Origin of the sequence: Polyangium fumosum (assembly GCF_005144585.1) — a bacterium.
Lineage (GTDB): Bacteria > Myxococcota_A > Polyangia > Polyangiales > Polyangiaceae > Polyangium > Polyangium fumosum.
On sequence record NZ_SSMQ01000044.1, the window covers coordinates 83,639 to 108,858 of the forward strand.

The following is a 25,220-nucleotide window of genomic DNA, read 5'->3' on the forward strand; positions in this document are numbered from 1 at the left end:
CGCGAGGGGCAAGCTGCCCCGTCATTCGACTTTGATCCGTATCCACGGCCTGATGGCAAGACAAAAAAAGTGCCGATCTCTGCTCCCTCGCCGGTCCGTCCCGCTCCGCTCCGCCCCGAAGCCGCTCCGGCCGACGTTCCCAAGCTGCTTTTTACGCGCGGAGGCCATTATCCGCGGGCGATCGCGTGGTTCGGGGCCCGCTCGTTCTGGGGGCACCTCTGGCACCTCGCGGCGAGCGTCATCGCAACGGAAGACATCGACAGTCGCGCATGGATGCGACCGAGCACGCCCGACACACTGACGCGCAAGGCCGCCGCCGTGCTGGGCGGCCGCGCAGGGGCCGAGACCCTCGCCGAGGCGCTCGACCGCGACGTGTGGATCGATTTCCTCGCCGACACGGGTGATTGCGTCTCCGTGAGCCACGAGGTCGCGCGACTCGTGTTCATGACGTATGAGGTCCAAGATCCGCAGAAGCCCGGCGAGACGCTGGTGCTCCCGCGCGGCGACGTCCTCCTGTTCGGCGGCGACACGGCGTATCCGGTCGCGACGGAGCTCGAAATCCACAACCGGGTGATCGTGCCGTTCTCGCGCGTGCTGGAGGAGGTTCGGGACGGCAAACCTCGGGTGATCCTGGGAGTCCCGGGAAATCACGACTGGTATGCGGGGCTCGACGGGTTCGGGCGTATGTTCCGTGAGCGCCGCGGGACCGTGGATCTGGTGGAAACGTCGGCGCCGAACGAGGTCGTGCGGTTCGCGCAGATCGGCCACTTCATCCAGTGGGTGGAGGCGTTTCGCGTCGGTCGTTATGTGAGCAAACGATCGACCTTGCCGCTCGAAGGATATGTGCCGGTGCAGGACGCGAGTTACTTCGCGCTCAGGATCGCGCCGGGGCTCGATCTGTGGGGCGCGGATCGGCAGCTCCGCGCGGTGGACTTCGAGCAACGCGCGTTCTTCTCGTCGCTCCGAACCGAGAATCGTGGGGTCCTCTTGACCCTGGCGGATCCAGCCTACGCGTTCCTGGAGCCAAACCCCGCGGGGCAACACATCATCGACGCGCTGGATCTGCGGCTCGAAGACGACAGCGTGCTCGTGCTGACGGGCGACACGCACCACTACTGCCGCGAGCAAATCGGCAAGACGTGCCACGTGATCGCCGGCGGCGGCGGCGCGTTTTTGCATCCGGCGCGGATCATGCGGCAGGGCCTCCCGCAGCCGGCCGCCGAGTTCCCGGGGCCGAAGGCGTCGCTCGCCCTCGCGCTGCAGATCCCGTGGCAGATCGTGCACGGGCGGAGCGGGTTTCTGGTGCACCTCGCGGCCGCGTTGCTCTACCTGCCGGGGTTCACCGCCGTGCGATGGGGCGGCGCGCCGCCGCTCGTCATGTCGTTCGCGACGGCGGCGCTCGCAGGCTTCGTGTGCAGGCTGATCGGCGGCTTCCGCAATCGCTCGCTCGCGGTGTACATGCTCGCGACGATCGCGGGGCTCATGATCGGGTTCATGCCGATGCTCGCGCGCATGACGTTCACGGCGGCGGGTGGCCTCTTCGACGCGGCGGACCTCTTCGGCACGCGGCCGTGGCTCGTGCTCGTGGTCTCGGTCTACGTCGCGACGCTGGTCTTTGGTGCGTATCTGACGGCGCTGACGGTGCTCGGAATCGAGCAACACCAGGCGTTCGCGGCGCTCGCGCACCCCGGGTACAAGCACTTCGTGCGCGTGCGCGTGCGCCGCGACGGGAGCGGCGCCGACGCGTGGGTGCTCGGAAAGGTGGATCCTCTGTCCCCCTCCGATCCGGTGGTCCTGGTGGACCAGTTTTCCTGGAGGAACGAAGGCCTCTCGGCCGGCGCGCGCTCGGCGATGCCGGCGTCCTTGCTCAGGCGGATGTCAAGCGATGCGGCCCAGCAGCAAAGGCGGTGAGGCCTCGGGCGCGGAGCTGACGCGGAAGGCGCTCTGGACGCGACCCGCGATGGCCTCGGCCCCAGCCGCGCGGAGCACGTGGAGGCGCGCGAGGGGCTCGCCGCGACGCACGCCGGCGCCGCGCGGCGCGAGGATCTCGATGCCGACGGCGTGATCGACCTTCTGATCGGCGCGGGTGCGGCCCGCGCCCATGGCGACGGCGGCGAGGCCGATCTCGAGGGGATCGATCGCCGCGACGAAGCCGTCGGCCTCGGAAGGAACGAGGACGGTCTCCGGAGCACGAGGCAAGAGGAGCGGATCCTCGACGACCGCGGGATCACCGCCCTGGGCCTCGATCATGCGCTCGAAGACACGCGCGCCACGGCCGCTCGTGATCGCGTCGCGGAGCTTTTCGCGCGCGCCTTCGATGGAGGACGCGGCGTCGCCGAGGACGAGCATCTCGGCGCCGAGGGCGAGCGTGCACTCGACGAGATCGTCAGGCCCCTCGCCCTTCAAGACGTCGATGGCCTCGCGCGTCTCGATGGCGTTGCCGACGGCGCGACCGAGGACGGTGCTCATGTCGGTCAGGAGCGCGACGACGCGCTTGCCAGCGGCCTTGCCGACACGGACGAGGGCCTCGGCGAGCGCGCGGGCGTCACGCTCGGTCTTCATGAACGCGCCGCGGCCGACCTTCACGTCGAGCACGAGCGCGTCGATGCCCTCGGCGAGCTTTTTCGAGAGGATGCTGGCGACGATGAGCGGGATGGACTCGACCGTGGCCGTGACGTCGCGCAGCGCATAGATGCGCTTGTCCGCGGGGGCGATGCGGCCGGTTTGCCCGATCATGCAAACGCCGACGTCGCGGACGATGCGCGCGAAAGCGTCGGTGTCGAGCGAGACGTTGAAGCCGGGGATGGCTTCGAGCTTGTCGAGGGTGCCGCCCGTGTGACCGAGGCCGCGGCCGCTGACCATGGGCACGGGGACGCCGCAGGCCGCGACGAGGGGCGCGAGGCACAAGGAGACCTTGTCGCCGACGCCGCCGGTGGAGTGTTTGTCGACCTTGATGCCGGGGACGGAGGAGAGGTCGAGGACGTCGCCGGAGTGGAGCATGGCGCGGGTGAGGGCCACGGTCTCCGCGTCGTCCATGCCGCGGAAGAAGATGGCCATGCAGAGCGCGCTCATCTGGTAATCGGCGAGCTCGCCCGTCCCGAGGGCACGGACGAGGCGCTCGATCTGGTCGTCTGCGAGGCGGCCGCCGTCGCGTTTTTTGGCGATGAGCTCAACCAGGGTCTCCACGGGGCGGAGCATACCTCAAAGCGGCCTCGCGTCGCGCCTGCGTGCACGGCGGCTCCCCAGGGTGCAGGGCGCGCGCTACCTTTCAGCCGCATGAGCAGCGCACGCGACTTCACGACGCTCGGCTACCGGCGCATCGTCAAGCTGCTGGTCTCGCTCGTCATCGTCCCGTCCGTCCTGCTGTCGGCGATCGGCGGGTCCCTCGTGGTGATGGGCGAGGCGCGGTACAACATCCTGATCGGGATCCTCGTCCTCACGTTCTCGAGCGCGCTCGTGACGGGCGTGATCCTGGTCTGGGTGTTCCTGCGGCGGGAGCGTGATCTCTCGGAGCTACAAGCCGATTTCGTGTCGAAGGTGTCGCACGAGCTCCGGACGCCGCTGACGTCGATCCGGATGTTCACAGAGACGCTGGTGCTTCGGCGCGGGGACAAGGAGAGCGAGGATCGATGCATCCAGGCGCTCAACAAGGAGAGCGCGAGGCTCCAGCAGCTCATCGATCGGCTGCTCGATTGGGGCCGGATGCAGAGCGGCCGGCGGGTCTACGAGCTCGCCGAGCAGGACGTGGTGAAGGTGGTGGAGGAGGCGATCGCAGCCTTCGAGCCCACGCGCGAGCAGCGGCACGTGGAGCTCTCGGTGCTGTTCGAGCCGGACCTGCCGCGCGTGTGGTGCGACCACGGGGCGATCGTGATCTCGATCGTGAACCTGCTGTCGAACGCCTACAAGTACGGAGGGCAGCCGCGGAAGATCGAGCTGTCGGTGGCGCGGAAGCTCGGCGAGGTGATGATCACGGTGCGCGACAACGGCAAGGGGATCGCGCGGCGCGAGCACAAGCGTATCTTCGAAAAATTTTACCGGGTCGATGATCTGCTTGCACGGCAGCAAGAGGGATCGGGGCTTGGTCTTGCGATCGTGCAACACGTGATGCGCGCGCATCGCGGCCGCGTGATCGTGGACAGCGAGCCGGGTCGAGGCAGCGCGTTCACGCTGGTGCTGCCGATCCAGGCGAAGGTGCGGGTGTCGGAGCCGATGTCGAGCACCGGAGGGACGGCGTGAGCGTGGGAGCGGCAAGCGGCGCGGAACGTGATAGAGAGCCTGGATCGATGAACCGGGTCGGACAGGGCGGCGCGCGGCGCACGGTCCTCGTCGTGGAAGACGACGACAGCATCGCGATGGGGCTCGAGATGAACCTGTCGGCAGAGGGGTACCGCGTGCTCCTCGCGACCGACGGGGAGAGCGGGCTGTCGCTCGCGCGCGGAGGCGGGATCGATCTCTTGATCCTGGACGTGATGCTGCCGAAGCTGAACGGCTTCGAGCTGCTGCGGATGCTGCGCGCCGAGCGGTACACGATGCCGGTGATCATGCTGAGCGCGCGCGGCGCCGAGATGGACAAAGTGATGGGGCTCGAGCTCGGCGCCGAGGACTACATCACGAAGCCCTTCGGGCTGGCGGAGCTCTTGGCGCGGGTGAAGGCGGTGCTCCGGCGTGACGCGATCGCGCGAGGGGATGACGCGAACACGATCCGGGCAGCAGACCTCGAGATCCATCCGTCGACGCGGGAGGTGCGGCGCGGCGGGAAGCTCGTGGAGCTGACGGCGACGGAGTTCGACATCCTGTTTTGCCTGGTGAGCGCAGGTGGGCGCGTGCTGTCGCGCGAGCAGCTCCAGGCGAAGGTGTGGGGTCCGAGCCACCACGGGACGCCGCGCACCGTGGACAACTTCATCCTGCAGCTCCGGACGAAGCTGGAAGACGACACGGCGAATCCGCGGCACCTCGTGACGGTGCGGGGCGTGGGGTATCGGTTCGTGGTCTGACGGGGAGCGTCTTTGACATCGAAGGCGGCGAGCCCGTGATCGATGTCTCCCCCCTCCGATATCGAAGGCGGCGAGCCCGTGATCGATGTCTCCCCCCTCCGATATCGAAGGCGGCGAGCCCGTGATCGCAGTCGCCTCCCTCCGACATCAAAGGCGGCGACCCCGTGATCGATGTCTCCTCCCTCCGACATCAAAGGCGGCGACCCCGTGATCGATGTCGCCTCCCTCCGATATCAAAGGCGGCGACCCCGTGATCGCAGTCGCCTCCCTTCGATATCGAAGGCGGCGACCCCGTGATCGATGTCGCCTCCCTCCGACATCGAAGGCGGCGACCCCGTGATCGCAGTCGCCTCCCTCCGATATCAAAGGCAGCGAGCCCGTGATCGAGGTTCCCCAACCTCGTTCACGGGCTCAAGTGTGGGCGGCGCGGTCGGGCCGCTCAGGGCCGACCAGCGCCCCCCATCGCGATCAAGGCGCCTGACAGAACTTGTTGATGCTGTCGACGAGGGGGTCTTCTTGTTTGACGGCCTTGTCGAGGGCGGCCTGGGCCGAGTTGATCTTGGCGAGATCCTTCGCCTCGGCGGCGGCGGCCATGTCGCGGGCGGCCTTGGCCACGTCCTTCGCCATCGCCTGGTACTCGGTGGAGTACTTCTTCAGGTCGGGGATCGTGAGCTCCACCTTGGCGGCGTCAGCGGCGACCTTGTCCATCGCGTCGGCCATGCTCTTGAGCTCGTTCGCCCCCGTGGGATCCGTGCCGCCCTTCGGGGTCTTGTTGAGGCTCTCGACGCCCTTGTTGATCACCTCGATGAGCTGGTTGCACTCGCCGACTTTCTTCTGGCCGCAGGCCGTGGCGCCCACGAGCAAAGCAGCGCCCACGATCGCGGCCGAGAACAGGGATTGATGACGCATCTTCGACTGTCTCCTGTGGAGGGATTGGCGTTCGGTGGCCGCTTTCTTCGAAGAGGCCAGAAACTTCGGGGTCACGAGCGTATCCGCCAGTTGCCGTGGAAGGTACGTCCCACGTCGTCGGCCGTCGGGTCGGTCACGATGATCTCGGGGCGACCGTTCTCCGCGTAGACGATCGTATTTTGCCGGTAGACACGGCCAAATGCGATGGCCTCGTCGCGCTCCATGCCGTAGACGAGCCACGCAGGCTCGCGCCATACGCCTTCGGGCTCCGCCTCGGAGCCGACGCAGGGCTCGACGCGGTAACAGCCGAGGATGAGCAGATCCCGGAGCACGTGGTGACGCTGCTCGTTCACCTTGCGGGGCAGGAGCATCGAACGCGGGTTGTAGGCCGTGAGCACGGCGAAACGCCGGTTCAGGAGCTCGGGCAACGCCGAGTGATCCTGGACGATCTCGCCGTCGAGCGAGGCGCGCAGCGGCGCCCCGTGCGGGCCGGGGAACTCGTAGATCGTCGCGAGGTACGAACGGAGGAGCGCTTGGTCCATCGAGAGGTCAGACCGCTCCTACCAGAGTGGCGGCCCGCCCGCTACCAGGCTCGGCGCGTGACGGCGCACGTGGCCACGTCCCCGTGAGCCCGCCCGCGCGTCTTTCCCTTCCTGGCCGCCTGCGCTAAGCCCCTCCCCCGGGATGATCGAAGTGGAGCGCCTCTCCAAGTCGTACGGCGCCTTTCGCGCCGTGTCGGATGTGTCGTTTCACGTCGAGCGCGGCGAGGTCGTCGGCTTCCTCGGGCCGAATGGCGCCGGCAAGAGCACGACGCTGCGCATGCTCGCTGGCTTCCTCGGGCCGAGCGCGGGGCGGATTCGCATCGGGGGGCACGACATCGCCGAGGAGCCGCTGCTCGCGCGCGAGAAGCTCGGGTACATGCCCGAGACATCGCCGCTCTACCCGGAGATGCGGGTGCGCGAGTATCTCGCCTTCCGTGCCGAGGTGAAGCGCGTGCCCCGCGGCGCGCGGGGGAAGGCGGTCGAGCGGGCCGCGGAGGAGGCGCGGGTCGACGATGTCGCGGATGTGCTCGTGCGGCACCTGTCGAAGGGGTACCGGCAGCGCGTCGGGCTCGCGGATGCGCTGCTCGGGGATCCGCCGGTGCTGATCCTCGACGAGCCCACGGCGGGGCTCGATCCGAACCAGATCCGCGAGGTGCGCGAGCTCGTGAAGCGGCGCGGGAAGGACCACGCGATCCTGATCTCGACGCACATCCTGTCGGAGGTCGAGGCGACGTGCTCGCGCGCGCTCGTGGTCGCGCGGGGCAAGCTCGTGGCGTCGGGGACCATCGAGGAGCTGCGCGAGATGCGGCGCGCCTCGGGGCTCCGGATCGTCGTGCGCGGGGAGGCCAAGCGCGCGCTCGGGGTCGTTCGTGCGCTCCCGGAGGTCGCGGGGGCCGAGGAGGATGCGGGGCACGCGCCAGCGGCGGATGCGACGGCGCTCCTCGTCGAGTACCGGCGCGCCGAGGGTGGGGCCGAGGCGGCCGAGCGGATCGTCGCGGCGCTCGTCGGCGCGGGGCTCGGGGTGCGCGAGGTCGTGCCCCGCGCGGCGACGCTCGAGCAGGTCTTCTCCGAGCTCACGCGCGGCGACGAGGAAGTGGCCGAGGTGCAGGCGTGAGGGGGTTTTGGCCGATCTTCAAGCGGGAGCTCTTCGCGCTCTTCGTCACGCCGCTCGCCTGGGTGGTGATCACGTCGTTCCTGCTGCTCCAGGGCCTGCACTTCTTCCTGATCGTCGTGAACTTCGCGGCGGCGCCGGCGGAGTCGCTCGGCGACAGCGGGCCGGTGCAGGCCTTCTTCGGCCAGACGATGCTGCTCTACGTGCCGCTCCTGCTCGTCTGCCCGCTGCTCACGATGCGGCTCTTCGCCGAGGAGCGGCGAAGCGGCACGATCGAGACGCTCCTCACGGCGCCCGTGGGCACCGTGGGGGTCGTGCTGGCGAAGTACGCGGCCGCGGTGGCGACGTACGTGGTGATGTGGGCGCCGACGGTCCTCTACATCGTGATCCTCGCGCGGACCGGGGACGTCGACTGGCGGGTCGTGGGGACGAGTTACCTCTCGGTCTTCGCGATCGGCGCGGGGTACCTCGCGCTCGGCGTCATGACGAGCGCGCTCACGCAGAGCCAGCTCACGGCCGCGGTGCTCTCGGCGCTGGCGATCTCGGGGCTGTTTTTCTTCGGCTTCGCGGAGTTCATCGTGCCCGACGGTCCGGCGCACGATCTCGCGACCCACGTCTCCGTTTGGACCCAAATGAATGACGCGTCCCGCGGGCTGCTCGACTCGCGGCGGCTGCTCTTCGACGCGACCGTCGTGCTCCTGCCGCTCTTCGTCACGGTGCGCGCCGTCGAGGCGTGGAGGTGGGGATGAGCGAGGAGCGCAAGCCGAAAAAGGGCAAGAAGGCGCCGCGGTCCGAAGCTCCGAAGCCGAAGGACGTGAAGCCTCGGGCCCCCAAGGCGCCCGATCCGCCGCGCGAAGCCGCGCCCGAAGCTCCGGCCGGGACGAGCGCGGGGACCAAGCTCGGCGCGCTCGTCGGGCTCGTGGCGGCGATGGTGCTCGCGGTGCTCGTGAACGTGGTCGCGGCGCGGCACTACCGGCGCTTCGATTTCACGAAGGGCGGGCTCTACACGCTGAGCCCGGCGACCGTGCAGACGCTCCACGCGCTCGGCGAGCCGATCCGCATCGACGTGCTCTTGCCGTCGGGGGATCCGCTCGCGCTCTCGATCCGGCACCTGCTCGAAGCGTACCGGAGCGAGACGTCGCGCCTCGAAGTGCACTTCACCGATCCGGATCGCCACGCGGCCGAGTTCGTCGCGGTGCAGCGCAAGTACGACGAGCGCGTCGTCGACGGTCGGGTCGTGACGGACGCGGCGATCGTCATCGCGCGGGGCGACCGCGTGCAGTTCATCACGCCGCGGGATCTCGTCGAGGTCGAGGACGAGAACGACGTGCGCGCGCGGCCTCGCCTGGAGCAAGCGCTCACCGCGGCGATCCGCGCCGTCGTGTCCACGGATCGGCCGAAGATCTGCTTCACGACGGGGCACGACGAGAAGTCGATCGAGACGGGCGGCAGTGGCCTCGCGCCGCTCCGCGAGCGGCTCGAAAAGAACGGCCACGAGGTCGCGACCGTCGATGCCCGCGAGAAGGCCGACGACAAGGACAAGGCGCGCGCGCCGTACGCCGGTTGTCGTGTCGTCGTGGTCGCCGGGCCGGGACAGCGTTTCTCCGAGGCGGACACGAAGAAACTCGAAGGGTTCGTCGAGCAAGGCGGCAACGTCCTCGTCGCCGTCGGGCCCGTGCCGGACGAGGGGGACCAGAAGTACCTCGATCTCGGCCTCGATCCCTTGCTCGATCGCTTCGGGATCGCGCTCGCGCGGGACTTCGTGTTCGAGACCGATCCACGCCTGCGCGCCGTGCGCGGCTACGGCGAGACGTTCCTGCCGATCGCCAAGCCGCATCCGATCACCGAGGGCCTGATCCGCGCCGAGCAGCAGGGCCTCGGCGCGGTCATGACCGTGGCGAGCTCGCTCCAGAAAACGGGCAAGGGCACTGCTGCGGTGTCGCCGCTCCTGGAGACGAGCGAGGACGCCTTCGGCATGATCGACTTCTTCACGTGGGCGAAAAACCCCTCGGATCCCGCGCCGAACGACGCGGATCACAAGGGCCCGCTCACGGTCTCGTTCGCCGCGGAGATGCCCAAACGTCCGGGCGCCGAGCGCGGCGCGCGGTTCGTGGCCCTCGGCTCCGCGAGCCCGATGATGGGCGAGAACTGGCAGAGCGACGAGCTGCGCGGCACGGCGATCTTCGTCGAGAGCGCGATCGCCTGGCTCGCCTCGGCGCCCACGCCCCTCGACATCCCGAACAAGCCCGCCTTCACCGCGGGCCTGCGCATGAGCGAGGACTCGCTCGCCTCGGTCTTCCGCTACGTCGTGGTGTTCATCCCGCTCGCGTCCGTGCTCACCGGGCTCGCCGTGCACCTCCGAAGGCGCGCGACGGAGCGGCGCGGGACACGCAAGGAGAAGGAGCGAGCGTCCGAATGAGCTTCGCGAAGATCGCGAAGAAACACGCGACCACGCTCGTCCTCAGCGCCCTCGCGATCGGCGCGGGCGCCTATGTGTTCGTCGTGGATCGTGGCTCGGTCACGACCGAGGAGGCCACACAACGAAAGAAAAACGTGCTTCTCGCGTGGAGGCCCGACGAGATCACCGAGGTCGTGATCGAGCAGGGCGCGTCGTCCGCGAAGCTCACGCGCACGCCGCCCGACGCGCTCGGACAACACTTCTGGGAGGTCACGATCGGGGGCGAGCGTTTCCCCGCGGAGGCGCAGATCGTCGATCAGCTCCTCGGCACGCTGGAGTTCGCCACGCACGAGCGGGTGATCGCGCCGGACAGCGTGGATCGCGCGGCGAGCGGCCTCGATGCGCCGCGCGCGCGCCTCGTCGTGACCACGCCGGGGCGCACCACGACGCTCGCGATCGGAGGGCCCGCGCAGGCCCCGGCCGGCGCCGCGATCGTCGAGGTCCACGAGGGCGATCGCGCCTCGTTCCAGGTGATCACGAAGGAGCTCGTCACGGCCCTCGCGCTCGATCCGAGCTCGCTCCGATCCCGGGATCTCCTCCCCTACCCCACGCCCGATGTCACGCGCTTTCAGATCGAAGGCCCGAGCGGCATGTTCGCGCTCGCGCGCCCCACGGACGGGGGCGACGCGCTCCTGCTCGACGTCCCCGCGAAGGACGCAGGTCGCCGCGCCTCCCGCGCCGCCACGGACGAGTTCGAAAGCACGTTCTCCCGCATGCGGGCCGAGGCCTTCCTCTCGGACGAAGCTGCGCGCCGCGCGTCCACACCGACCGCGACGCTCACGCTGACCCCCAAGGACACGACGAAGCCCAAGGGAATCCTCGTCCTCGGCGGAGCGTGTCCCGACAAGCCGGACCTCGTCGTCGCGCTGCAGACGGCCCCCACACGCGCCGCAGCCTGCGTACCTGCGAGCTTCCTCGACGCGCTCTCCAAGCCCGAGGGCACGTTCGTGGATCGCAACGCGTTCTTCGCGACGATCGACGAGATCCACGAGGTCACGCTCACCGCGGGCGATCGCCGCATCGAGCTCGCGCGCAAGGGCACGGGCTTTCACGAGCGCGCCCCCGAGGATCGCGACATCGAGGGCGACACCGGCCGCCTCTTCCTCGAATCCCTCCTCGCCCTCCGCGCGAAGGACTTTCTTGCGCTCGGCGATCGCGCCTCGCTCGGCCTCGATCCGCCCCAAGGCAAGGTCCGTCTCGTCTCGGTCTTGCCCTCACGAAACCCCGACGGCGGCGACGACGATCGGATCGAAGAGCTGCTGATCGGCAAACCCCAGGGCGACCTCGTCCCCGTCCTGCGCGTCTCCGACAGCGCCCTCCTCGGGATCCCCGCCGATCGAGCGCGCGTGCTCTTCCCGAGCAAGATCACCCTGCGCAGCCCCACCGTGATCGACGCCCCGCAGACGAGCCTGCGCGCGATGCGCATCACCGAAGGTGATCGCGTGCAGCAGCTCGAACGCACGGCCGAGGGAAGCTTTGCGCTCAAAGAACCTCGCGGCAAAAACCTCACGGCCGATCTCGGCTTCGGCGCGGAGCTCGCCGCGTCCCTGCTCCCCTTGCGCGTCGAGCGCTTCGTCGCCGAGCGCGACGACGGCTCTTTTGGGCTCGCGAACCCGCGTTTGGTCATCGAGCTCGACCTCGCCGCAGCCAACGACGCGGGCGCGCACACCGTGCGCCTGCTCCTCGGCGCCCCGACGACCGGCGGCTCCTTCGCGCGCCTCGACGGCGACGACGCCGTCTTCGTGATCAATCCGAAGATCGAAGCCGCGGCCGGAAAATGGCTGCTCGACCGATCGATCTTCACGCTCGACGTGACCGAGATCCAGAAGGTCACCCTCACCCCTTCGGATCGGCGCAAGCCGCCCCTCGTCCTCGATCGCGTGGGAGACGCGCTGCGCATCCAGGGCGACGAGACCGCGACCGCGAAGGCCGCCGCGATCCGCGACGCCCTCGCCGACATCATCCCCGAAGGCGCCGTCCGTATCGGGCCACCTCGCAAAGAAGAGGGCCTCGATCCGCCCGCCGTCGTGATCACCATCGAGCGCCGCGGCCTCGATCCCGACGCGCCGCCCGCCGTCGATCCCCAGCGCACCCTGCGGATCTCCCTCGGCGCCGGCGACGCGTTCCGCGGGACGAACGTCACCTACGCCCGCCGCGACGGGATCGACGCGACCTACGCCATCGCGCAAGCCAAGACGCGCGTCTTCTTCGACGCCGCCCGCTAGGACATCGATCGGTTTGACAACCGATCGATGTCCTAGCTCTTTTGTCCCGAGGGGGACGCCTCGCGTCCCCCTCTCGCCCGGGCAAAGCCCGGGCGATTCACCCCCCGAGGCGAGCTCGCTTCGCGATCTCGCAGAGCGCCGAACGGGTCGGCGCTCTAGGACTCCCGCGACAGCGCGATCTTCCGAAGAAGACGGAAACTTCGAGGTGCGTCGCAGCCGATGGAGATAGTCCGGAGCACTGTTCGGACGCCCGGCCCGCCGCGCCTCGCGAGAAAACGCGGCCTTCCCGCGCGGGCCTGGATCCCCGCGAACAAGAAAGCGCAAGGGTGGACCCCTGCGGAGAAAAGAAGGTAGACTCCGTCAGCCCATGTCCACCGACCCGCGATCCACCCTGGCCGGCCTCGCTGCGCTTCAGGCTGAAACCCTCGGAAGCCCCGACGTCTGCGTCGCCGTCCTCGATGGCCCGGTCGATCTCGCGCACCCCGCCTTCCGCGGCGCGAACGTCACGGCCCTCGAGATGCCGGTGTCCAGTGACGAGGCGGCCGACCGCACACACGGCACCCACGTCACGAGCCTCGTGTTCGGCCAGCCGAGCGGCCCCGCGCCGGGGATCGCGCCGAAGGCGAAGGGCATCGTCGTGCCCGTGCACAACTTCCGCCCCGAGACCAACGCGCCCGCCGGCAACCCGCCGGATCTCGCGAAGGGCATCCGCGACGCGATCGCCGCCGGCGCCCACGTCATCACGATGCACGGCGGCGCGCTCTCGCCGGACGCGGGCATGCTCGACGCGCTCGCGAAGGCGCTCGCCCGCGCCGCCGAGCGCAACGTGCTCGTCGTCGTGGCCGCCGAGGGCGACGGCAACGAGCACTTCCACGTGCCCACGGCCGCCTCCACGGTGCTCGCCGTCGCGGCCGAGGACGCCGAGGGCAAGCTGCTCGACTTCGGCATGTGGGGACCGACCTACCGCGACAGCGGCATCGTCGCGCCGGGCGAAGGCCTCATTGGCGCGGCGCCCGGCGGGGGAACCGTCGCGCAGAGCGGCGCGACCTTCGCCGCGGCCATGGTCGCGGGCCTCGCGGCGCTCCTCCTCAGCGTCCAGATCACGCGCGGAAAGCAGCCCGATGCGCGCGCCGTCCGCTCCGCCCTGCTCCAGAGCGCGATGCCCCTCACGATGTCGCAGAGCGAGCGCGGCAAGGGCGTCCTCCGCGGCCGCCTCGACGTCGCCGCCGCCCTCAAGCTCATTTGACCTCCAAGGAATCGGCGCGCCGGCGAGGTTCGTCCCTCGCCGCGCTCTCCGATTTCATCGCCGGACGAGCCGACGCCGCCTTTGCCCGCGATCGATGCGATCGCGCAAGCCCCGTGGGCAAGCCCGCCGCTTTGCGAGCCCCCTCCGCGCAAAAATGCTAGAGGGCGGGCGATGCTCGGTCCCCAGAGAATGGACGGCCTGCTCGTCATCGCCTCCGTACGCGCGGTCGATCCGAGCGCGAACCTCGACGCGATCGTGGACGTCGTCATCGAGGGAGGAACCATCACGCGTATCGGCGCGGGCGCCGCGACTTCGGACATCCTGACCTCCGAGCGAGCGCGCGTGCTCCGCGGCGAAGGGCTCTTGCTCGTCCCGGCCTTCGTGGATCTGCACGCCCACCTGCGCGAGCCGGGCCAGGAGTACAAGGAAGACATCGCGTCCGGCCTCGCCGCTGCGGCCGCGGGCGGCTTCGCGCACGTCTGCGTCATGCCGAACACGCGACCCGTCAACGACACGCGCAGCATCACGGAGGCCATGATCGCGAAGGCGCGCATGATCGAGGGCCCCGCGCTGCACCCGATCGGCGCGATCACCCTCGGCCAGAAGGGCGCCGAGCTCGTCGAGATGGCCGACCTCAAGGACGCGGGCGCCGTCGCCGTCTCCGACGACGGCCGCTGCGTCACGTCGAGCGCCGTCATGCGCCGCGCCCTCGAATACGCCGCGAACTTCGACCTCCCCGTCATCCAGCACGCCGAGGATCACGCCCTCACCGAGGGCTCGCTCATGCACGAGGGCGCCGTCTCCACGCGGCTCGGCCTGCGCGGCTGGCCTCGTGTCGCCGAGGACATCATCGTCGCGCGGGACGTGCTCCTCGCCGAGGTGACGGGCGCCAAGTACCACGTCGCCCACGTCTCCTCCCGCGGCGCCGTCCGTATCCTCCGCGAGGCCAAGGCCCGCGGCATCCGCGTCACCGCCGAGGTCACGCCGCACCACCTCACGCTCACGGACGCCTCGGTGATCGGCTACGACACGGCCTGCAAGGTGAACCCGCCGCTGCGCGAGCCCGAGGACGTCGCCGCGCTCTGCGAGGCCCTCGCCGACGGCACGATCGACTGCGTGGCCACCGACCACGCGCCGCACTCCTCCTTGGAGAAGGACTGCGAGTTCGCCGAGGCCTCGCCCGGCATGATCGGCCTCGAGCTCGTGGTGCCGCTGCTGCTCGCCCGCGTGCGCGAGGGCGCGCTCCCGCTCGCGCGTTTGATCGACGCGCTCACCGCTGCGCCGGCCCGCATCGTGGGCCTCGCCGCGCCGACGCTCCGCGCGGGGGCCCTCGCCGAGCTTTGCCTCGTGAACGCCGACAAGCGCTGGACCGTGGATCCGGCGCGCCTCCGGTCGAAGAGCAAGAACACTCCTTTCCTCGGCAAAGCCGTCACGGGCTCGGTCGAGCTCACCATGGCTGCGGGCCGCGTCGTGCACGACGTCCTGGCCCAGGGAGAAGCACGATGAGCGGCGAGCGCGCGTATCTCTGCCTCGCGGATGGCACCACGTTCGAGGGCGTCGCCTGGGGCGCGCCCGGCATCGCCACCGGTGAGGTCGTCTTCACGACGGGCATGACCGGCTACCAGGAGGTCCTCACGGATCCCTCGTATTGCGGGCAAATCGTCACGATGACGGCCCCGCAGATCGGCAACACGGGCATCAACCGCGAGGACGACGAGAGCACCACCGGCGCGCCGCACGTCGCGGGCTTCCTCGTGCGGGACCTCTCCCCCGTCGCCGCGAACTTCCGCGCGAACGAGACACTCGACGCCTACCTCGCGCGGCACGGCATCGTAGCCCTCGCGGGCATCGACACGCGCCTGCTCACGCGCACGATCCGCGATCGTGGCTCGCAAAACGGCGCGATCGGCAAGGCCTCCCCCGACGAGCTCATCCGCCGCGCCCGCGAAGCCCCCTCGATGGAAGGCCTCGACCTCGCGCAACGCGTCACGCCCAAGGAGCCCTACGTCTGGGCCGAGGGCTCGGGCGCCTTCGGCACCAAGGTCCCCGGCGCGCACGGCGCGAACAAACACGTCGTCTGCATGGACCTCGGCATCAAGCGCAACATCCTGCGCTCGCTCGTCGACGTCGGTTGCCGCGTCACCGTCGTGCCTGCGAAGACGAGCGCCGCCGAGATCCTCGACCTTGCGCCCGACGGCATCTTCGTCTCGAACGGCCCCGGGGATCCGGCGGCCGTCTCCTACGCGATCGACACCGTGCGCGGGCTCGTCGGGAAAAAGCCGCTCTTCGGCATCTGCCTCGGCCACCAGATCCTCGCGCTCGCCATGGGTGGTCGCACGTACAAGCTCAAGTTCGGCCACCGCGGCATCAACCAGCCGGTCAAGGACCTCGACACCGGCCGCATCGAGATCACCACCCAGAACCACGGCTTCGCCGTCGACCTCGCGTCCCTCGAAGGCAAGGCGCGCACGACGCACGTGCACCTCAACGACGGCACGAGCGAGGGCCTCGACCTCCCCGGCCTCTCCGCCTTCTCGGTCCAGTACCACCCCGAGGCCGCCGCCGGCCCCCACGACGCCCTCTACCTCTTCCAGCGCTTCGTCAGCCGCATGGAGGAAGCCACGCCATAACTCTTCCCAGCAGCGCCGCGAACGCCTCGAAGGTAGGGAGGGCGACGCAGGAATACAGGCCGTATTCCGAGGAGCCCGACCGACGATTCGAGGCGTGCAGCAAGCTGCTCCGAGCCGCAGAGAGCGTTGGGGTTCGGGGCGGGAGGAGGGAGGGCACTGGCACCCCGGGCCCGTTGGAAAAACATCGGGCCCCCGACGCTCTCTGCGGCTCTGTCGTGTCAAGCTCCGACCCCTCAGGATTGTTCCCCATGTCCGGCAAGAAGATTCATTTCGTCTCCCTCGGCTGCCCCAAGAACCGCGTCGACTCCGAGGTCATGCTCGGCGTCGCGCGGCGCGCCGGCTACGACCACGTCCCCGCCCCCGAGGACGCCGAGGTGATCGTCGTGAACACCTGCGGCTTCATCGGCGAGGCCAAGAAGGAGTCGATCGACGCGATCTTCGAGATGGCGAAGCTCAAGGACGAGGGGCACCTGCAGAAGCTCGTCGTCGCCGGCTGCCTCTCGCAGCGCCACCCCACCGAGATCGCCGACGAGATGCCCGAGGTCGATCACATCCTCGGATCGAGCGACATGCTCAAGCTCGAGCAGGTCCTCACGGGCAAGGCCGAGCGTATGCTCGTCGGCAACCCCGCCGATTGGGTCATCCGCGCCTCGGATCCGCGCACGATCTCCACGCCCGGCGGCAGCGCCTACGTGAAGATCGCCGAGGGCTGCAACCGCACCTGCTCCTTCTGCGTCATCCCGCAGCTCCGCGGCGGCCAGCGATCACGCCCCGTCGCGGACGTCGTCGCCGAGGTCGAGCAGCTCGTCGCCGCGGGCGTGCGCGAGGTGAACCTCGTCTCGCAAGACACCATCGCCTACGGCCGCGATCTGCCTGCCGACGCGCGCTCCACGCTCGCCGAGCTCGTGCGCCGCGTCGCGGACGTCCCGGGCCTGCACTGGGCGCGCCTCTTCTACCTCTACCCCGAGACGATCACCGACGAGCTCGTCGAGCTCATCGCGCAGCACCCGCGCGTCGTCCCCTACATCGACATGCCGCTCCAGCACGCGGCCGACGGCATGCTCCGCCGCATGCGCCGCGGCCACGGCGGCGAGCGCCTCCGCAAGCTCGTCACGCGCCTGCGCAGCGACATCCCCGACCTCACCTTCCGCACGGCCTTCATCGTCGGCCACCCCGGCGAGACCGACGAGGAGTTCAAGGACCTCGTCGACTTCGTCACCTGGGCCGAGTTCGATCGGGTCGGCGTCTTCCGTTACTCCGACGAAGAGTCCTCGCGCAGCGCCGACATGCCCGACAAGGTGACGGCGCGCGTCGCATCGAACCGCTACCGCAAGCTCATGTCGCTCCAGCGGCGCATCGCCCACAAGAAGAACAGCGCGCTCATCGGCCGCGAGCTCGAGGTCCTCGTCGAGGGCACGAGCGACGAGCACGAGTTCGTCCAGATGGGCCGCCATCGTGGCCAGGCGCCCGACATCGACGGCCAGGTCTACCTCTCGGGCGGCGAGGCGCGTCCCGGCGAGATCCGCCGCGTGCGCATCACGCAGGCGAGCGATTACGACCTCGTCGGCGAGCTGCTCGACGAAGGCGCCGAGGACCACGCGCCCACCCTCACCGTCGATCTGCCGAAGAAACGCATCAGCCTGCGCGTGCTGCAAACCGACGGGCGCACGATGGCAACGTAGTTGTCGCGGCCCTCCACGAGACGGTGCGCCTCGACCCGTTTTTCCGGGAGATCCCTCGAGGATCGACGGGGCACGTGTCGTGCACGGGGCGCCCGCGTGATGGGTCGCCGCTCCTTGCTCCGGTTCCTCGCAGCCGCCCTCCTCGCGGCGCTCCCGGGTTGCCTGAGCCCGACCCTCCCCCTCCCTCCGCCCGAGCCGCCCGATTCGATCTCGCCCCAGGCCGCGACGCCTGGCCTCTGGACCGTCTCCGGCGCGTGCCTCGAAGGCGCGATCGTCATCGTCTTCAACGAGCGCACCGGCGCGGGCGCCGTCGTCGAGGATCGCGACCGTGACGGCCGCTACGAGGTCCAGATCGAGGCCGAGCTCTGCGACCTCGCCTGGGTCGCGCAGGATCTCGGCGAGGACGAGAGCGCGCGCACGACCTTCGTCGTGCAGGACCGCACGCCGTCCGGCCTGGTCGATCCGTCCGCCTGCAAGTGACGGCGCCCTGACCGTGGCGCGGCGCGTCTGATCACGACGCGCGGAGGCCGGAGGCTGGGCCACGCGGGTTCTTGGCGGAGCCCACCTGCGAGAAGCTGCGCGTCCGCGCGAGCTGCGTGATAATTTCAGCAGGATGGCCTCCATGCCGCTCAGTGTTCCGCCGACCCCGACGAAGATCCTCGTCATCGATGACGAGCCTGCGCTCCGGCAGGTCCTCGAGATCGCCTTTCGGCGGCAGGGGATCGAGGTCGTGGCTGCGCCGGGCGTGCGCGCCGCGATGGAGGCCTTGCAGCAGAACCCGCAGCCCTTCCCGCTCGTGATCACGGACCTCGTGATGCCGGATGGATCGGGCATCGAGGTCCTCACGGCGGCGAAGCAGCGGTCGGCGGCGACGGAGGTCATCGTGATGACCGCGCATTCGAGCGTGGAGAACGCGCTCGATGCGATGAAGAAGGGCGCGTACGACTTCGTGGGCAAGCCCTTCTCGCCGGCCGAGGTCATCGCGCTCGCGCAGAAGGCCCTCGAGAAGAGCAGCATCCTCCTCGAAAACCAGCGCCTCCGCGCGCAGATCTCGCGCCTCGAACCCGCGGAGAACGACATCTTCGCGAGCCCCGCGATGGGGCGCGTCGCCGAGATCGTCGGCAAGATCGCGCCCACGCGCACCACGGTGCTCATCACGGGCGAGAGCGGCACGGGCAAAGAGCGTGTCGCGCGGGCGCTGCACGATCGCAGCGATCGTGCGGGGAAACCTTTCCTCGTGGTCAATTGTGGCGCCTTGCCCGAGGCGCTCATGGAGAGCGAGCTCTTCGGCCACGAGAAGGGCGCGTTCACGGGCGCGGGGACGCGCGCGCTCGGCCTCTTCCGCGAGGCGGACGGCGGCACGGTCCTGCTCGACGAGGTCGGCGAGCTGCCGGCCTCGCTCCAGGTCAAGCTCCTCCGCGTCCTCCAGGAGCGCAAGGTGCGGCCCGTCGGCGCGGCGGCCGAGATCCCGGTCGACGTGCGCGTCCTCGCCGCGACGAACCGCGACGTCGAGTCCGACGTCCGCGAGAACAAGTTCCGGCAGGACCTTTATTATCGACTCAACGTCATTCGAATCGAGCTGCCGCCTTTGCGGGATCGCCCGGGTGACGTGGCGCGGCTCGCCGAGCGGTTCGTGCGTCGTTTCGCGAACGAGCTCGGCAAGGACGTCCGGGGACTGACGACCGACGCATTACGCGCGCTCGACGCGTACAAGTTCCCGGGCAACGTGCGCGAGCTCGAAAACATGATGGAGCGCGCGGTGGCGCTCGCGTCGGGGCCTGCGATCGGGCTCGGTGATTTGCCTGCGCAGGTGAGCGGCCTCTCGGCGAGCCCTGCGCCTTTTCTTTCGGAGCTCCCGCCGGAGGGGTGTGTCCTCGAAGACGTGCTCGGCGAGGTCGAGCGGCGCCTCATTCTTCAGGCCCTCGAGCGGAGCGGCGGCGTGCGCAAGGCTGCGGCCAAATTGCTCGGCGTCACGTTTCGCTCGCTGCGTTACCGCCTCGCGAAGCATGGGCTCGACACGGACACGGCCGACGACGACGACGACGCGGACGGCTCGATTGTGCCTGCCCAGCCGACGGCGGGGGGGCGACGAGAATCGTCACCCCGCGAGGCCCGCCGGTGACAATTTTGGTCACCGCGCGACGCGAAAGGTAGACTGCCCGAGCGCCAAGGATCCGCCGCCATGAACGAAAACACCGGAGAAAGCCGCAGATTCGAGGTGGATCGTTCGGTTCTCCGGGAGGGCCGGGGGGCGCGGATCGCGGGTGGCACGGGCCATGCTTTAACGATGGTCACGATGCAGTTCGGTGAACGACCCAGGAGCTACGCAAAGCGCCGTGGGTTCACGCTCGCCGAGCTGATGATCGTGGTGGCGATGATCGGCGTGCTCGCGGCGCTCGCGATGGTCGGGTATCGCCGATACATTCGAGGCGCTGCGGCGTCGGAGGTCAAGGCGGTCGTCTCCGGGATTCGTATCGCGGAGGAGGCCTACAAGGCCGAGACGTTTCAGTACCTCGGGTGTACTGAGGGCTTCACGGAGTGGTATCCGGACAAGCCGAATGACAAGAAGCGCAACTGGGACAATGGGAAAGTGGGAAACCCCGTCCACGACTGCTTCATGCAGCTCAACGTGACGACCGACGGCCCCGTGCGCTTCGGGTATGCGGTGGTCGCGGGGATCGCGCCTCAGACCGGAGTCACCAATGTGGCGTATTGCCAAGGCTGGGAGACGGCGCACGCGACCGTGAATGGTCCGTGGTTCGTCGTGCAAGCTGCGGGAAACCAGGATAACGACAACGACTTCTCGCTCTTCGCGTCATCCTCGCTCACGGGCGAGCTCTGCATCGATCCGGCGAACGGCGACGACGAGTGACGAAGCATCGATAGAACGTCGGCGATTCGATTTCGTGTACACATCCCAGGATCCGACGAGCATGTTTTGACTCGTCGAGATGGGATCGATAGATTCGGGGCGGGGTTTTCCGTCCGAGAACATTTCGTCTGTCAGAGGAGGAGGTCCGTCATGCGTGCATTCAAGCGTTACGACAAGCGTGGTTTTACCCTCGTCGAGCTCATGATCGTCGTCGCCATCATCGGCGTCCTCGCGGCGCTCGCGATCTTCGGCGTGAACCGGTACCTGAAGAGCGCCAAGACGAGCGAAGCGAAGAACTCGGTCGGCCGCATCGCCCGCGCCGCCGCCGAGTCGTACGAGCGCGAAAACACGACGTCGCAGATCCTGGCCGTCGGCACGGAGTCGACCGTCCCGACGCACTCGCTCTGCGGCTCGTCCACGTCGCCCGTGCCCCTCGGCGCGAGCCCCCCGGCCGCCAAGAAGTACCAGCCGAACAACAGCGGCACGACCGATTTCGCCGGTGGCGACTCGACGAACGGCTGGAAGTGCCTGCGCTTCGAGATCAGCGACCCGATCTACTACCAGTACTCGTACACCAAGGGCAGCGCGCCCGTCGGCGCGACCGCGACGCCCGCCGGCCCCGCCGTCAACGGCACCGAGAGCTTCGAGGCCGCAGCGAAGGGTGATCTCGACGGCGACGGCAGCGAGTTCGGCATCTTCACGCTGACCGGCCAGGTCGACAACACCACGAAGCAGCTCGTCCGCGCGACGCAGGTCTTCATCTCGAACGAGTACGAGTGATCCCAACCTGAAGCGCGCCTCGGGCGCGCGGAACGGACCTCGCCTCCGAAACCCGGGCCGCCCATCGGTCCGGGTTTCGCTTTTTATCGAGCATCCTCGCGCAGACGGCAGGTTTTCCCGGCCGCAGCGCCTCGCGCATCTCGGGTGGAAAACGCCGCGGCGGCGCGCTAGAAGGGGGGCATGTCGCGATGGAGCGCGCTCGAGCTCAGCGTGGCCTTTGCGATCGGAGGCAGCGTCCTCGCGGTGGCGGTGCCCGCGTTCATCCGCAACCTGCACGCCTCCAAGCTGAGCGAGCCCCTCGACAACCTCGATCGGCTCGTCACACACGCCGTCGCCTACGCAGAGAACAAGCCGCAAGAGATCAGCTTCCCGCCGGCCGCGCCGCTCACGCCAGCCGACGTCCCGCGCGGCGTGCGCGTGACCGATCCTCCCGAGATCTGGGAGCACCTCACGTGGCGCTCGCTCGATTTCCGCATCGAGGAGCCCCACGCGTTCTCGTTCCAGTTCGAAAGCGAGCTCGATCCCGTCACGCGCGTGATGCGATTCGTGGCAACAGCACACGGAGATCTCGACGGAGACGGCAAGCTCTCGACGTTCCAGGTGCGCGGCGAGCGCGCGCCGGGACAACCCCCGCGCGTCCTGCCCGGCATGTTCGTGGATCGCGAGGTGGAGTGATGCCAGCCCGCAGCGACCTGGTCCGGACCGCGATCGTGGTGGGCATCTCGGCGCTGTGCATCGGCGCGGTGCAAGGGCGCGTCGCAGAGCAACACGCACGCGTGAAGGAGACGAGCGACGTGCATCTCCTGCCGCCGCCGAAGGAGGTCGTTACCCTCTCGTTCGGCTATCGCGCAGCACTCGCAGACGTGCTGTGGGCCCACGTGCTCGTCTCGCAGGGGCTGCACACGTTCGAGCGCCGGCGCTTCGAGAACGTCGCGGATCTCATCGACACGATCAACGAGCTCGATCCAGAGTTTCGCGATCCGTACCTGATGTCGGACGCGCTGATCACGATCCAGTTCGGAGAATCGCAACGCGCAGACGTCGTTCGAACACGCGCGATCCTGGAGCGCGGGACACGCAACCGGCCGCTCGATCCCGAAATCTGGAGGACCGCAGGTCAGTTCATCGCGTTCATCGCGCCCGGCACGTACCTGACGGATGCCGAAGAGCGCGCAGCATGGAAGGCCGACGGCGCGCGCATGCTCGCACGCGCAGCGGAGCTCGGCGGCGACGCAGGGCAGATGGGGTGGGCCGCCGTCGCAGGCGCAGGAATCCTCTCACGGCAAGGAGAGCGCGACGCAGCCATCCGTTTGATCCAGCGCACACTCGCCGTGACAGACGACGAGGAGCTACGCGAGCGGCTCCAGCGAGAGCTCGCAAAGCACATCGGCGAGGCAAAACTCGACGCCTATCGACGACGCCAAACAGAGATGCTCGACCTGGCGCGGCGAGACTTGCCATTCGTCAGCAAGTCGACGCTCTTCGTGCTCGGCCCGCCATTCGACCCCGCCTACTGCGCCGGCGGCGCACACGCAGACGATCGGCGTTGCGCACTCACGTGGAAAGCGTGGGCAGCAACAGGTTCGGACGAGCCGCGCTGAGGGGGAGCCGGGGCGCCGGGGCGCTGCCCCGGACCCCGCGGGGGGCTGTCCGCCCCCTCGACCCCGGACCAGGCACGGCCTGGACCGGGGGTGGAAGAACTGCGCGATGCGCAGTTCTTCCAACGGGCCCGTGGCAAGACCATGGAGGTGGGTTCCAAGCGGGCGACGGGCGCGCTGCCGGCTGAACCAGCAGCGCGGTGGTCTTGGTGGGCAGGATCGTCGTGGGTCTTGACCCTGGCTGTTCGAGGAACTGCGCACCGCGCAGTTCCTCGACCTGGGTCCAGCGCCTCGCTGGTCCGGGTCCCGGGGCGGACAGCCCCGGGTGGGGCCTGGGGCAAAGCCCCAGCGCGACGCCTCAGCCGTAGAGCGGGTTCACTTGAACTTGACGGCGGCCGTCTTCGTCTCGCCGGCCTTCACGGTCACGCTCACCGTCTGCTTGCCCTTGTCGGGGTGGATGAACGTCACGGTGTGCGTACCGGCGGGCACGCTGACGCCGACCTTCGGCGTGCTGCCGAGCGGACGACCGTCGAGCACGACCTTCGAGACGGGGATCGAGTTGATGTTGAGCGTGCCGTTGCCCGTGGCCGGCGGCGGTGCTTTGTCGCCGCCCGTCGACGTCGACGCGGTCGAGGACGTGCCGCTCGACGTCGAGCCGGTCGAGGCCGAGCCTGTCGTCGCGGAGCCCGTCTCCGACGCGGAGCCGCTCGCCGAGCCGCTCACCGAACCGCTCGCCACGGCGTCGTTCGTCGGCGCCTTGCCCGGCTCGAACAGCTCGATGCGGATCGGCTTCTCGGCGAGGCCATCGTCGAAGGCGAGATCCTTCGTGAAGTCGTCGAGACCCTTCTTCGTCGCGACGAGCTTCCAGCCGGCCGTGGGATCCAGCTCGATCTTGACGGGCTGGTTCTTCCACTCCTTCTCGGGGATCTTCTTCTCTTCCTTCTTCGCGTTGACGAGCTTGACGGCTGCGCCTTCGGTCGCGAGCTCCAGGACGATCTGGCCGCGCAGCACCTTCAGCTTGATCGGGCCGATCTCCTTCAGCTTGCCGGCCTCGATGTCGACCGTCTGCTCCATCCGGTCGTAGCGGTCGCCGGCCTCGAACTTGAGCTTGTGCGAGCCGGCCGTGATGTCCTTCAGCTCGACCGGGAGCACGCCCTTCTCCGTCCCGTCGACCCACACCTTCGTGTTCGGCGTCGCGGCGAGGATCTTCAGGCCCGTCACGTTCGCGTTGGCTGTGGCCGATGACGACGACGCAGGCGCTGCGCCGCTGGTATCGAGTGTGACCATCACCGGCGTCTCTTTGCCGGCCTCGACGGTCGCCGTCACCTTCTCGTCCTTGCCCAGGTCCGAGACGATCACGCGCACCGTCTTTTCGCCGGGCCCGAGCTCGGCGACCACGCAGGGCGTCGTGTCGCACTTCTTCTGGCCGTCGACGAAGATCTCGGCCTTGCTGATCGATCCGCCCTTTGCCTGGATGTCGATCTTCAGCGAGCCCTTCTTGGGCAGGAGCATGAAGACCCCGAGTCCGATGACCGCGATGAGCGCGACCGCGCCGAAGATGATGCCGATCTTGCTGCCGCCGGACGAGGACGCGGGCTGCGCGGTCACGATCCCGGGCGGCAGATCGGGACGCGGGCGGATCGCCGTCGCTTCGGAGCGCGCCGTCATCGGCATCTGCGAGGGCGGCATCGAGGGCAGCGGCACCACGCCTGCGGAGGCGAGCGTCGTGGACACGCCGGGCGCCTGCGGCGGCGGCATCGCGGCGCCGGGCGGCAAGGTGCCGAGCGGCTGAACCGACATGGGCGGGGGCAGCGGCGCGGGGCGCGCGGCGCCACCGGAGCCGGAGACCAGGGCCGCGGCCGCGCTGCTCATGGGAGCCATGCCTGCTGCGGGACGCGGGCCCGTCGGGACCTCGGGGGCGCCTTTGCTCGCGTCGAAGACGTGGGTCGACTCTTCTTCGTCGTCCCAGTCCATATTGACGGCCTTGCCGCCGGGGCCCACCTTCGCGGGGGCTTCACCGGGCGGCGCGCCGGGCGGCGGCGGAAGCGGCACGGCCGTGGCGGCAGCTCCGGGCGGCGGCGGAAGCGGCACGGCCGTGGCGGCGGCTCCGGGCGGCGGCGGAAGCGGCACCGACGTAGCGGCGGCTCCGGGCGGCGGCGGCAGTGGCACCGAC

Annotated in this window: 21 protein-coding genes; 17 read left to right on the forward strand and 4 right to left on the reverse strand. The window is 69.3% G+C overall.

What is annotated here, in order from left to right:
• Positions 1 to 69: 69 nt before the first annotated feature.
• A complete protein-coding gene (locus E8A74_RS33340; protein ID WP_136933156.1) occupies positions 70 to 1,911 on the forward strand; it encodes a hypothetical protein in 1,842 nt (613 codons plus the stop codon).
• Here E8A74_RS33340 and E8A74_RS33345 read toward each other — a convergent pair.
• Positions 1,879 to 3,186 carry a thymidine phosphorylase gene (locus E8A74_RS33345; RefSeq protein WP_136933157.1) on the reverse strand — a complete coding sequence of 436 codons (1,308 nt, stop codon included), beginning with the start codon at positions 3,184 to 3,186 and terminating at the stop codon, positions 1,879 to 1,881. The genes E8A74_RS33340 and E8A74_RS33345 overlap by 33 nt on opposite strands.
• Before the next feature lie 90 nt (positions 3,187 to 3,276).
• Between E8A74_RS33345 and E8A74_RS33350 the strand changes: the two genes are divergently transcribed.
• Positions 3,277 to 4,236, forward strand: coding sequence for a sensor histidine kinase (locus E8A74_RS33350; RefSeq protein ID WP_136933158.1), 960 nt, complete (start codon positions 3,277 to 3,279; stop codon positions 4,234 to 4,236).
• Positions 4,237 to 4,283: 47 nt separating this feature from the next.
• Positions 4,284 to 4,994, forward strand: coding sequence for a response regulator transcription factor (locus tag E8A74_RS33355; protein ID WP_136933159.1), 711 nt, complete (start codon positions 4,284 to 4,286; stop codon positions 4,992 to 4,994).
• A gap of 468 nt (positions 4,995 to 5,462) precedes the next feature.
• Here E8A74_RS33355 and E8A74_RS33360 read toward each other — a convergent pair whose 3' ends face one another.
• Both E8A74_RS33360 and E8A74_RS33365 read right to left on the reverse strand, forming a co-directional pair.
• Positions 5,463 to 5,903, reverse strand: coding sequence for a hypothetical protein (locus E8A74_RS33360; protein ID WP_136933160.1), 441 nt, complete (start codon positions 5,901 to 5,903; stop codon positions 5,463 to 5,465).
• 71 nt (positions 5,904 to 5,974) lie between these two features.
• Positions 5,975 to 6,445, reverse strand: coding sequence for a DUF3293 domain-containing protein (locus tag E8A74_RS33365; protein ID WP_136933161.1), 471 nt, complete (start codon positions 6,443 to 6,445; stop codon positions 5,975 to 5,977).
• A 142-nt stretch (positions 6,446 to 6,587) separates the two neighbouring features.
• On the opposite strand from E8A74_RS33365, the gene E8A74_RS33370 reads away from it, so the two are divergent.
• The 14 genes from E8A74_RS33370 (at position 6,588) to E8A74_RS33435 (ending at position 23,050) form a co-directional block, all read left to right on the forward strand.
• Positions 6,588 to 7,559, forward strand: coding sequence for an ABC transporter ATP-binding protein (locus E8A74_RS33370; protein WP_136933162.1), 972 nt, complete (start codon positions 6,588 to 6,590; stop codon positions 7,557 to 7,559).
• The gene (locus E8A74_RS33375; RefSeq protein ID WP_136933163.1) at positions 7,556 to 8,305 is read left to right on the forward strand and encodes an ABC transporter permease; all 750 of its coding nucleotides are present in this window, start codon (positions 7,556 to 7,558) and stop codon (positions 8,303 to 8,305) included. Before E8A74_RS33370 ends, E8A74_RS33375 begins: the two co-directional genes overlap by 4 nt.
• Entirely contained in the window at positions 8,302 to 9,975 is a 1,674-nt protein-coding gene (locus tag E8A74_RS33380) for a GldG family protein (RefSeq protein WP_136933164.1), read from the forward strand. The genes E8A74_RS33375 and E8A74_RS33380 overlap by 4 nt, the downstream gene beginning before the upstream one ends.
• Positions 9,972 to 12,239, forward strand: coding sequence for a DUF4340 domain-containing protein (locus E8A74_RS33385; RefSeq protein WP_136933165.1), 2,268 nt, complete (start codon positions 9,972 to 9,974; stop codon positions 12,237 to 12,239). The genes E8A74_RS33380 and E8A74_RS33385 overlap by 4 nt, the downstream gene beginning before the upstream one ends.
• Positions 12,240 to 12,606: 367 nt before the next feature.
• Positions 12,607 to 13,485: a S8 family serine peptidase gene (locus tag E8A74_RS33390; RefSeq protein ID WP_136933166.1), complete on the forward strand. Its 879-nt coding sequence runs from the start codon at positions 12,607 to 12,609 to the stop codon at positions 13,483 to 13,485.
• A gap of 189 nt (positions 13,486 to 13,674) precedes the next feature.
• Complete coding sequence (locus E8A74_RS33395) at positions 13,675 to 14,991, forward strand: dihydroorotase (RefSeq protein ID WP_136933182.1); 1,317 nt, start codon at positions 13,675 to 13,677, stop codon at positions 14,989 to 14,991.
• Positions 14,988 to 16,115, forward strand: a complete 1,128-nt coding sequence (gene carA / locus E8A74_RS33400; protein WP_136933167.1) for a glutamine-hydrolyzing carbamoyl-phosphate synthase small subunit — start codon at positions 14,988 to 14,990, stop codon at positions 16,113 to 16,115. The genes E8A74_RS33395 and carA overlap by 4 nt, the downstream gene beginning before the upstream one ends.
• Before the next feature lie 248 nt (positions 16,116 to 16,363).
• Positions 16,364 to 17,797: a 30S ribosomal protein S12 methylthiotransferase RimO gene (gene rimO, locus E8A74_RS33405; protein WP_136933168.1), complete on the forward strand. Its 1,434-nt coding sequence runs from the start codon at positions 16,364 to 16,366 to the stop codon at positions 17,795 to 17,797.
• A 99-nt stretch (positions 17,798 to 17,896) separates the two neighbouring features.
• Entirely contained in the window at positions 17,897 to 18,277 is a 381-nt protein-coding gene (locus tag E8A74_RS33410; protein ID WP_136933169.1) for a hypothetical protein, read from the forward strand.
• A gap of 133 nt (positions 18,278 to 18,410) precedes the next feature.
• On the forward strand, positions 18,411 to 19,919 hold the full coding sequence (locus tag E8A74_RS33415; RefSeq protein ID WP_136933170.1) for a sigma-54-dependent transcriptional regulator: 1,509 nt from the start codon (positions 18,411 to 18,413) through the stop codon (positions 19,917 to 19,919).
• A 165-nt stretch (positions 19,920 to 20,084) separates the two neighbouring features.
• A complete protein-coding gene (locus tag E8A74_RS55655; RefSeq protein ID WP_269749909.1) occupies positions 20,085 to 20,669 on the forward strand; it encodes a type IV pilin protein in 585 nt (194 codons plus the stop codon).
• A gap of 150 nt (positions 20,670 to 20,819) precedes the next feature.
• Positions 20,820 to 21,449 carry a type IV pilin protein gene (locus E8A74_RS55660; RefSeq protein WP_136933172.1) on the forward strand — a complete coding sequence of 210 codons (630 nt, stop codon included), beginning with the start codon at positions 20,820 to 20,822 and terminating at the stop codon, positions 21,447 to 21,449.
• A gap of 180 nt (positions 21,450 to 21,629) precedes the next feature.
• Positions 21,630 to 22,124 carry a hypothetical protein gene (locus E8A74_RS33430; protein WP_136933173.1) on the forward strand — a complete coding sequence of 165 codons (495 nt, stop codon included), beginning with the start codon at positions 21,630 to 21,632 and terminating at the stop codon, positions 22,122 to 22,124.
• Complete coding sequence (locus tag E8A74_RS33435; protein ID WP_136933174.1) at positions 22,124 to 23,050, forward strand: hypothetical protein; 927 nt, start codon at positions 22,124 to 22,126, stop codon at positions 23,048 to 23,050. The genes E8A74_RS33430 and E8A74_RS33435 overlap by 1 nt, the downstream gene beginning before the upstream one ends.
• 372 nt (positions 23,051 to 23,422) lie before the next feature.
• Here the strand turns inward: E8A74_RS33435 and E8A74_RS33440 are convergent.
• Positions 23,423 to 25,220, reverse strand: a 1,798-nt coding sequence (locus E8A74_RS33440) for a PEGA domain-containing protein (protein ID WP_170229565.1), incomplete at its 5' end; no start/stop codon positions are given.

What these genes read in the sequence shown, in the direction of transcription:
- E8A74_RS33350 (WP_136933158.1), top strand. Translation starts at nt 3,277, where the DNA reads ATGAGCAGCGCACGCGACTTCACGACGCTCGGCTACCGGCGCATCGTC.
- E8A74_RS33355 (WP_136933159.1), top strand. Translation starts at nt 4,284, where the DNA reads ATGAACCGGGTCGGACAGGGCGGCGCGCGGCGCACGGTCCTCGTCGTG.
- E8A74_RS33360 (WP_136933160.1), bottom strand. Translation starts at nt 5,903, where the DNA reads ATGCGTCATCAATCCCTGTTCTCGGCCGCGATCGTGGGCGCTGCTTTG.
- E8A74_RS33365 (WP_136933161.1), bottom strand. Translation starts at nt 6,445, where the DNA reads ATGGACCAAGCGCTCCTCCGTTCGTACCTCGCGACGATCTACGAGTTC.
- E8A74_RS33370 (WP_136933162.1), top strand. Translation starts at nt 6,588, where the DNA reads ATGATCGAAGTGGAGCGCCTCTCCAAGTCGTACGGCGCCTTTCGCGCC.
- E8A74_RS33380 (WP_136933164.1), top strand. Translation starts at nt 8,302, where the DNA reads ATGAGCGAGGAGCGCAAGCCGAAAAAGGGCAAGAAGGCGCCGCGGTCC.
- E8A74_RS33385 (WP_136933165.1), top strand. Translation starts at nt 9,972, where the DNA reads ATGAGCTTCGCGAAGATCGCGAAGAAACACGCGACCACGCTCGTCCTC.
- E8A74_RS33390 (WP_136933166.1), top strand. Translation starts at nt 12,607, where the DNA reads ATGTCCACCGACCCGCGATCCACCCTGGCCGGCCTCGCTGCGCTTCAG.
- E8A74_RS33395 (WP_136933182.1), top strand. Translation starts at nt 13,675, where the DNA reads ATGGACGGCCTGCTCGTCATCGCCTCCGTACGCGCGGTCGATCCGAGC.
- carA (WP_136933167.1), top strand. Translation starts at nt 14,988, where the DNA reads ATGAGCGGCGAGCGCGCGTATCTCTGCCTCGCGGATGGCACCACGTTC.
- rimO (WP_136933168.1), top strand. Translation starts at nt 16,364, where the DNA reads ATGTCCGGCAAGAAGATTCATTTCGTCTCCCTCGGCTGCCCCAAGAAC.
- E8A74_RS33410 (WP_136933169.1), top strand. Translation starts at nt 17,897, where the DNA reads ATGGGTCGCCGCTCCTTGCTCCGGTTCCTCGCAGCCGCCCTCCTCGCG.
- E8A74_RS33415 (WP_136933170.1), top strand. Translation starts at nt 18,411, where the DNA reads ATGGCCTCCATGCCGCTCAGTGTTCCGCCGACCCCGACGAAGATCCTC.
- E8A74_RS55655 (WP_269749909.1), top strand. Translation starts at nt 20,085, where the DNA reads ATGGTCACGATGCAGTTCGGTGAACGACCCAGGAGCTACGCAAAGCGC.
- E8A74_RS55660 (WP_136933172.1), top strand. Translation starts at nt 20,820, where the DNA reads ATGCGTGCATTCAAGCGTTACGACAAGCGTGGTTTTACCCTCGTCGAG.
- E8A74_RS33430 (WP_136933173.1), top strand. Translation starts at nt 21,630, where the DNA reads ATGTCGCGATGGAGCGCGCTCGAGCTCAGCGTGGCCTTTGCGATCGGA.
- E8A74_RS33435 (WP_136933174.1), top strand. Translation starts at nt 22,124, where the DNA reads ATGCCAGCCCGCAGCGACCTGGTCCGGACCGCGATCGTGGTGGGCATC.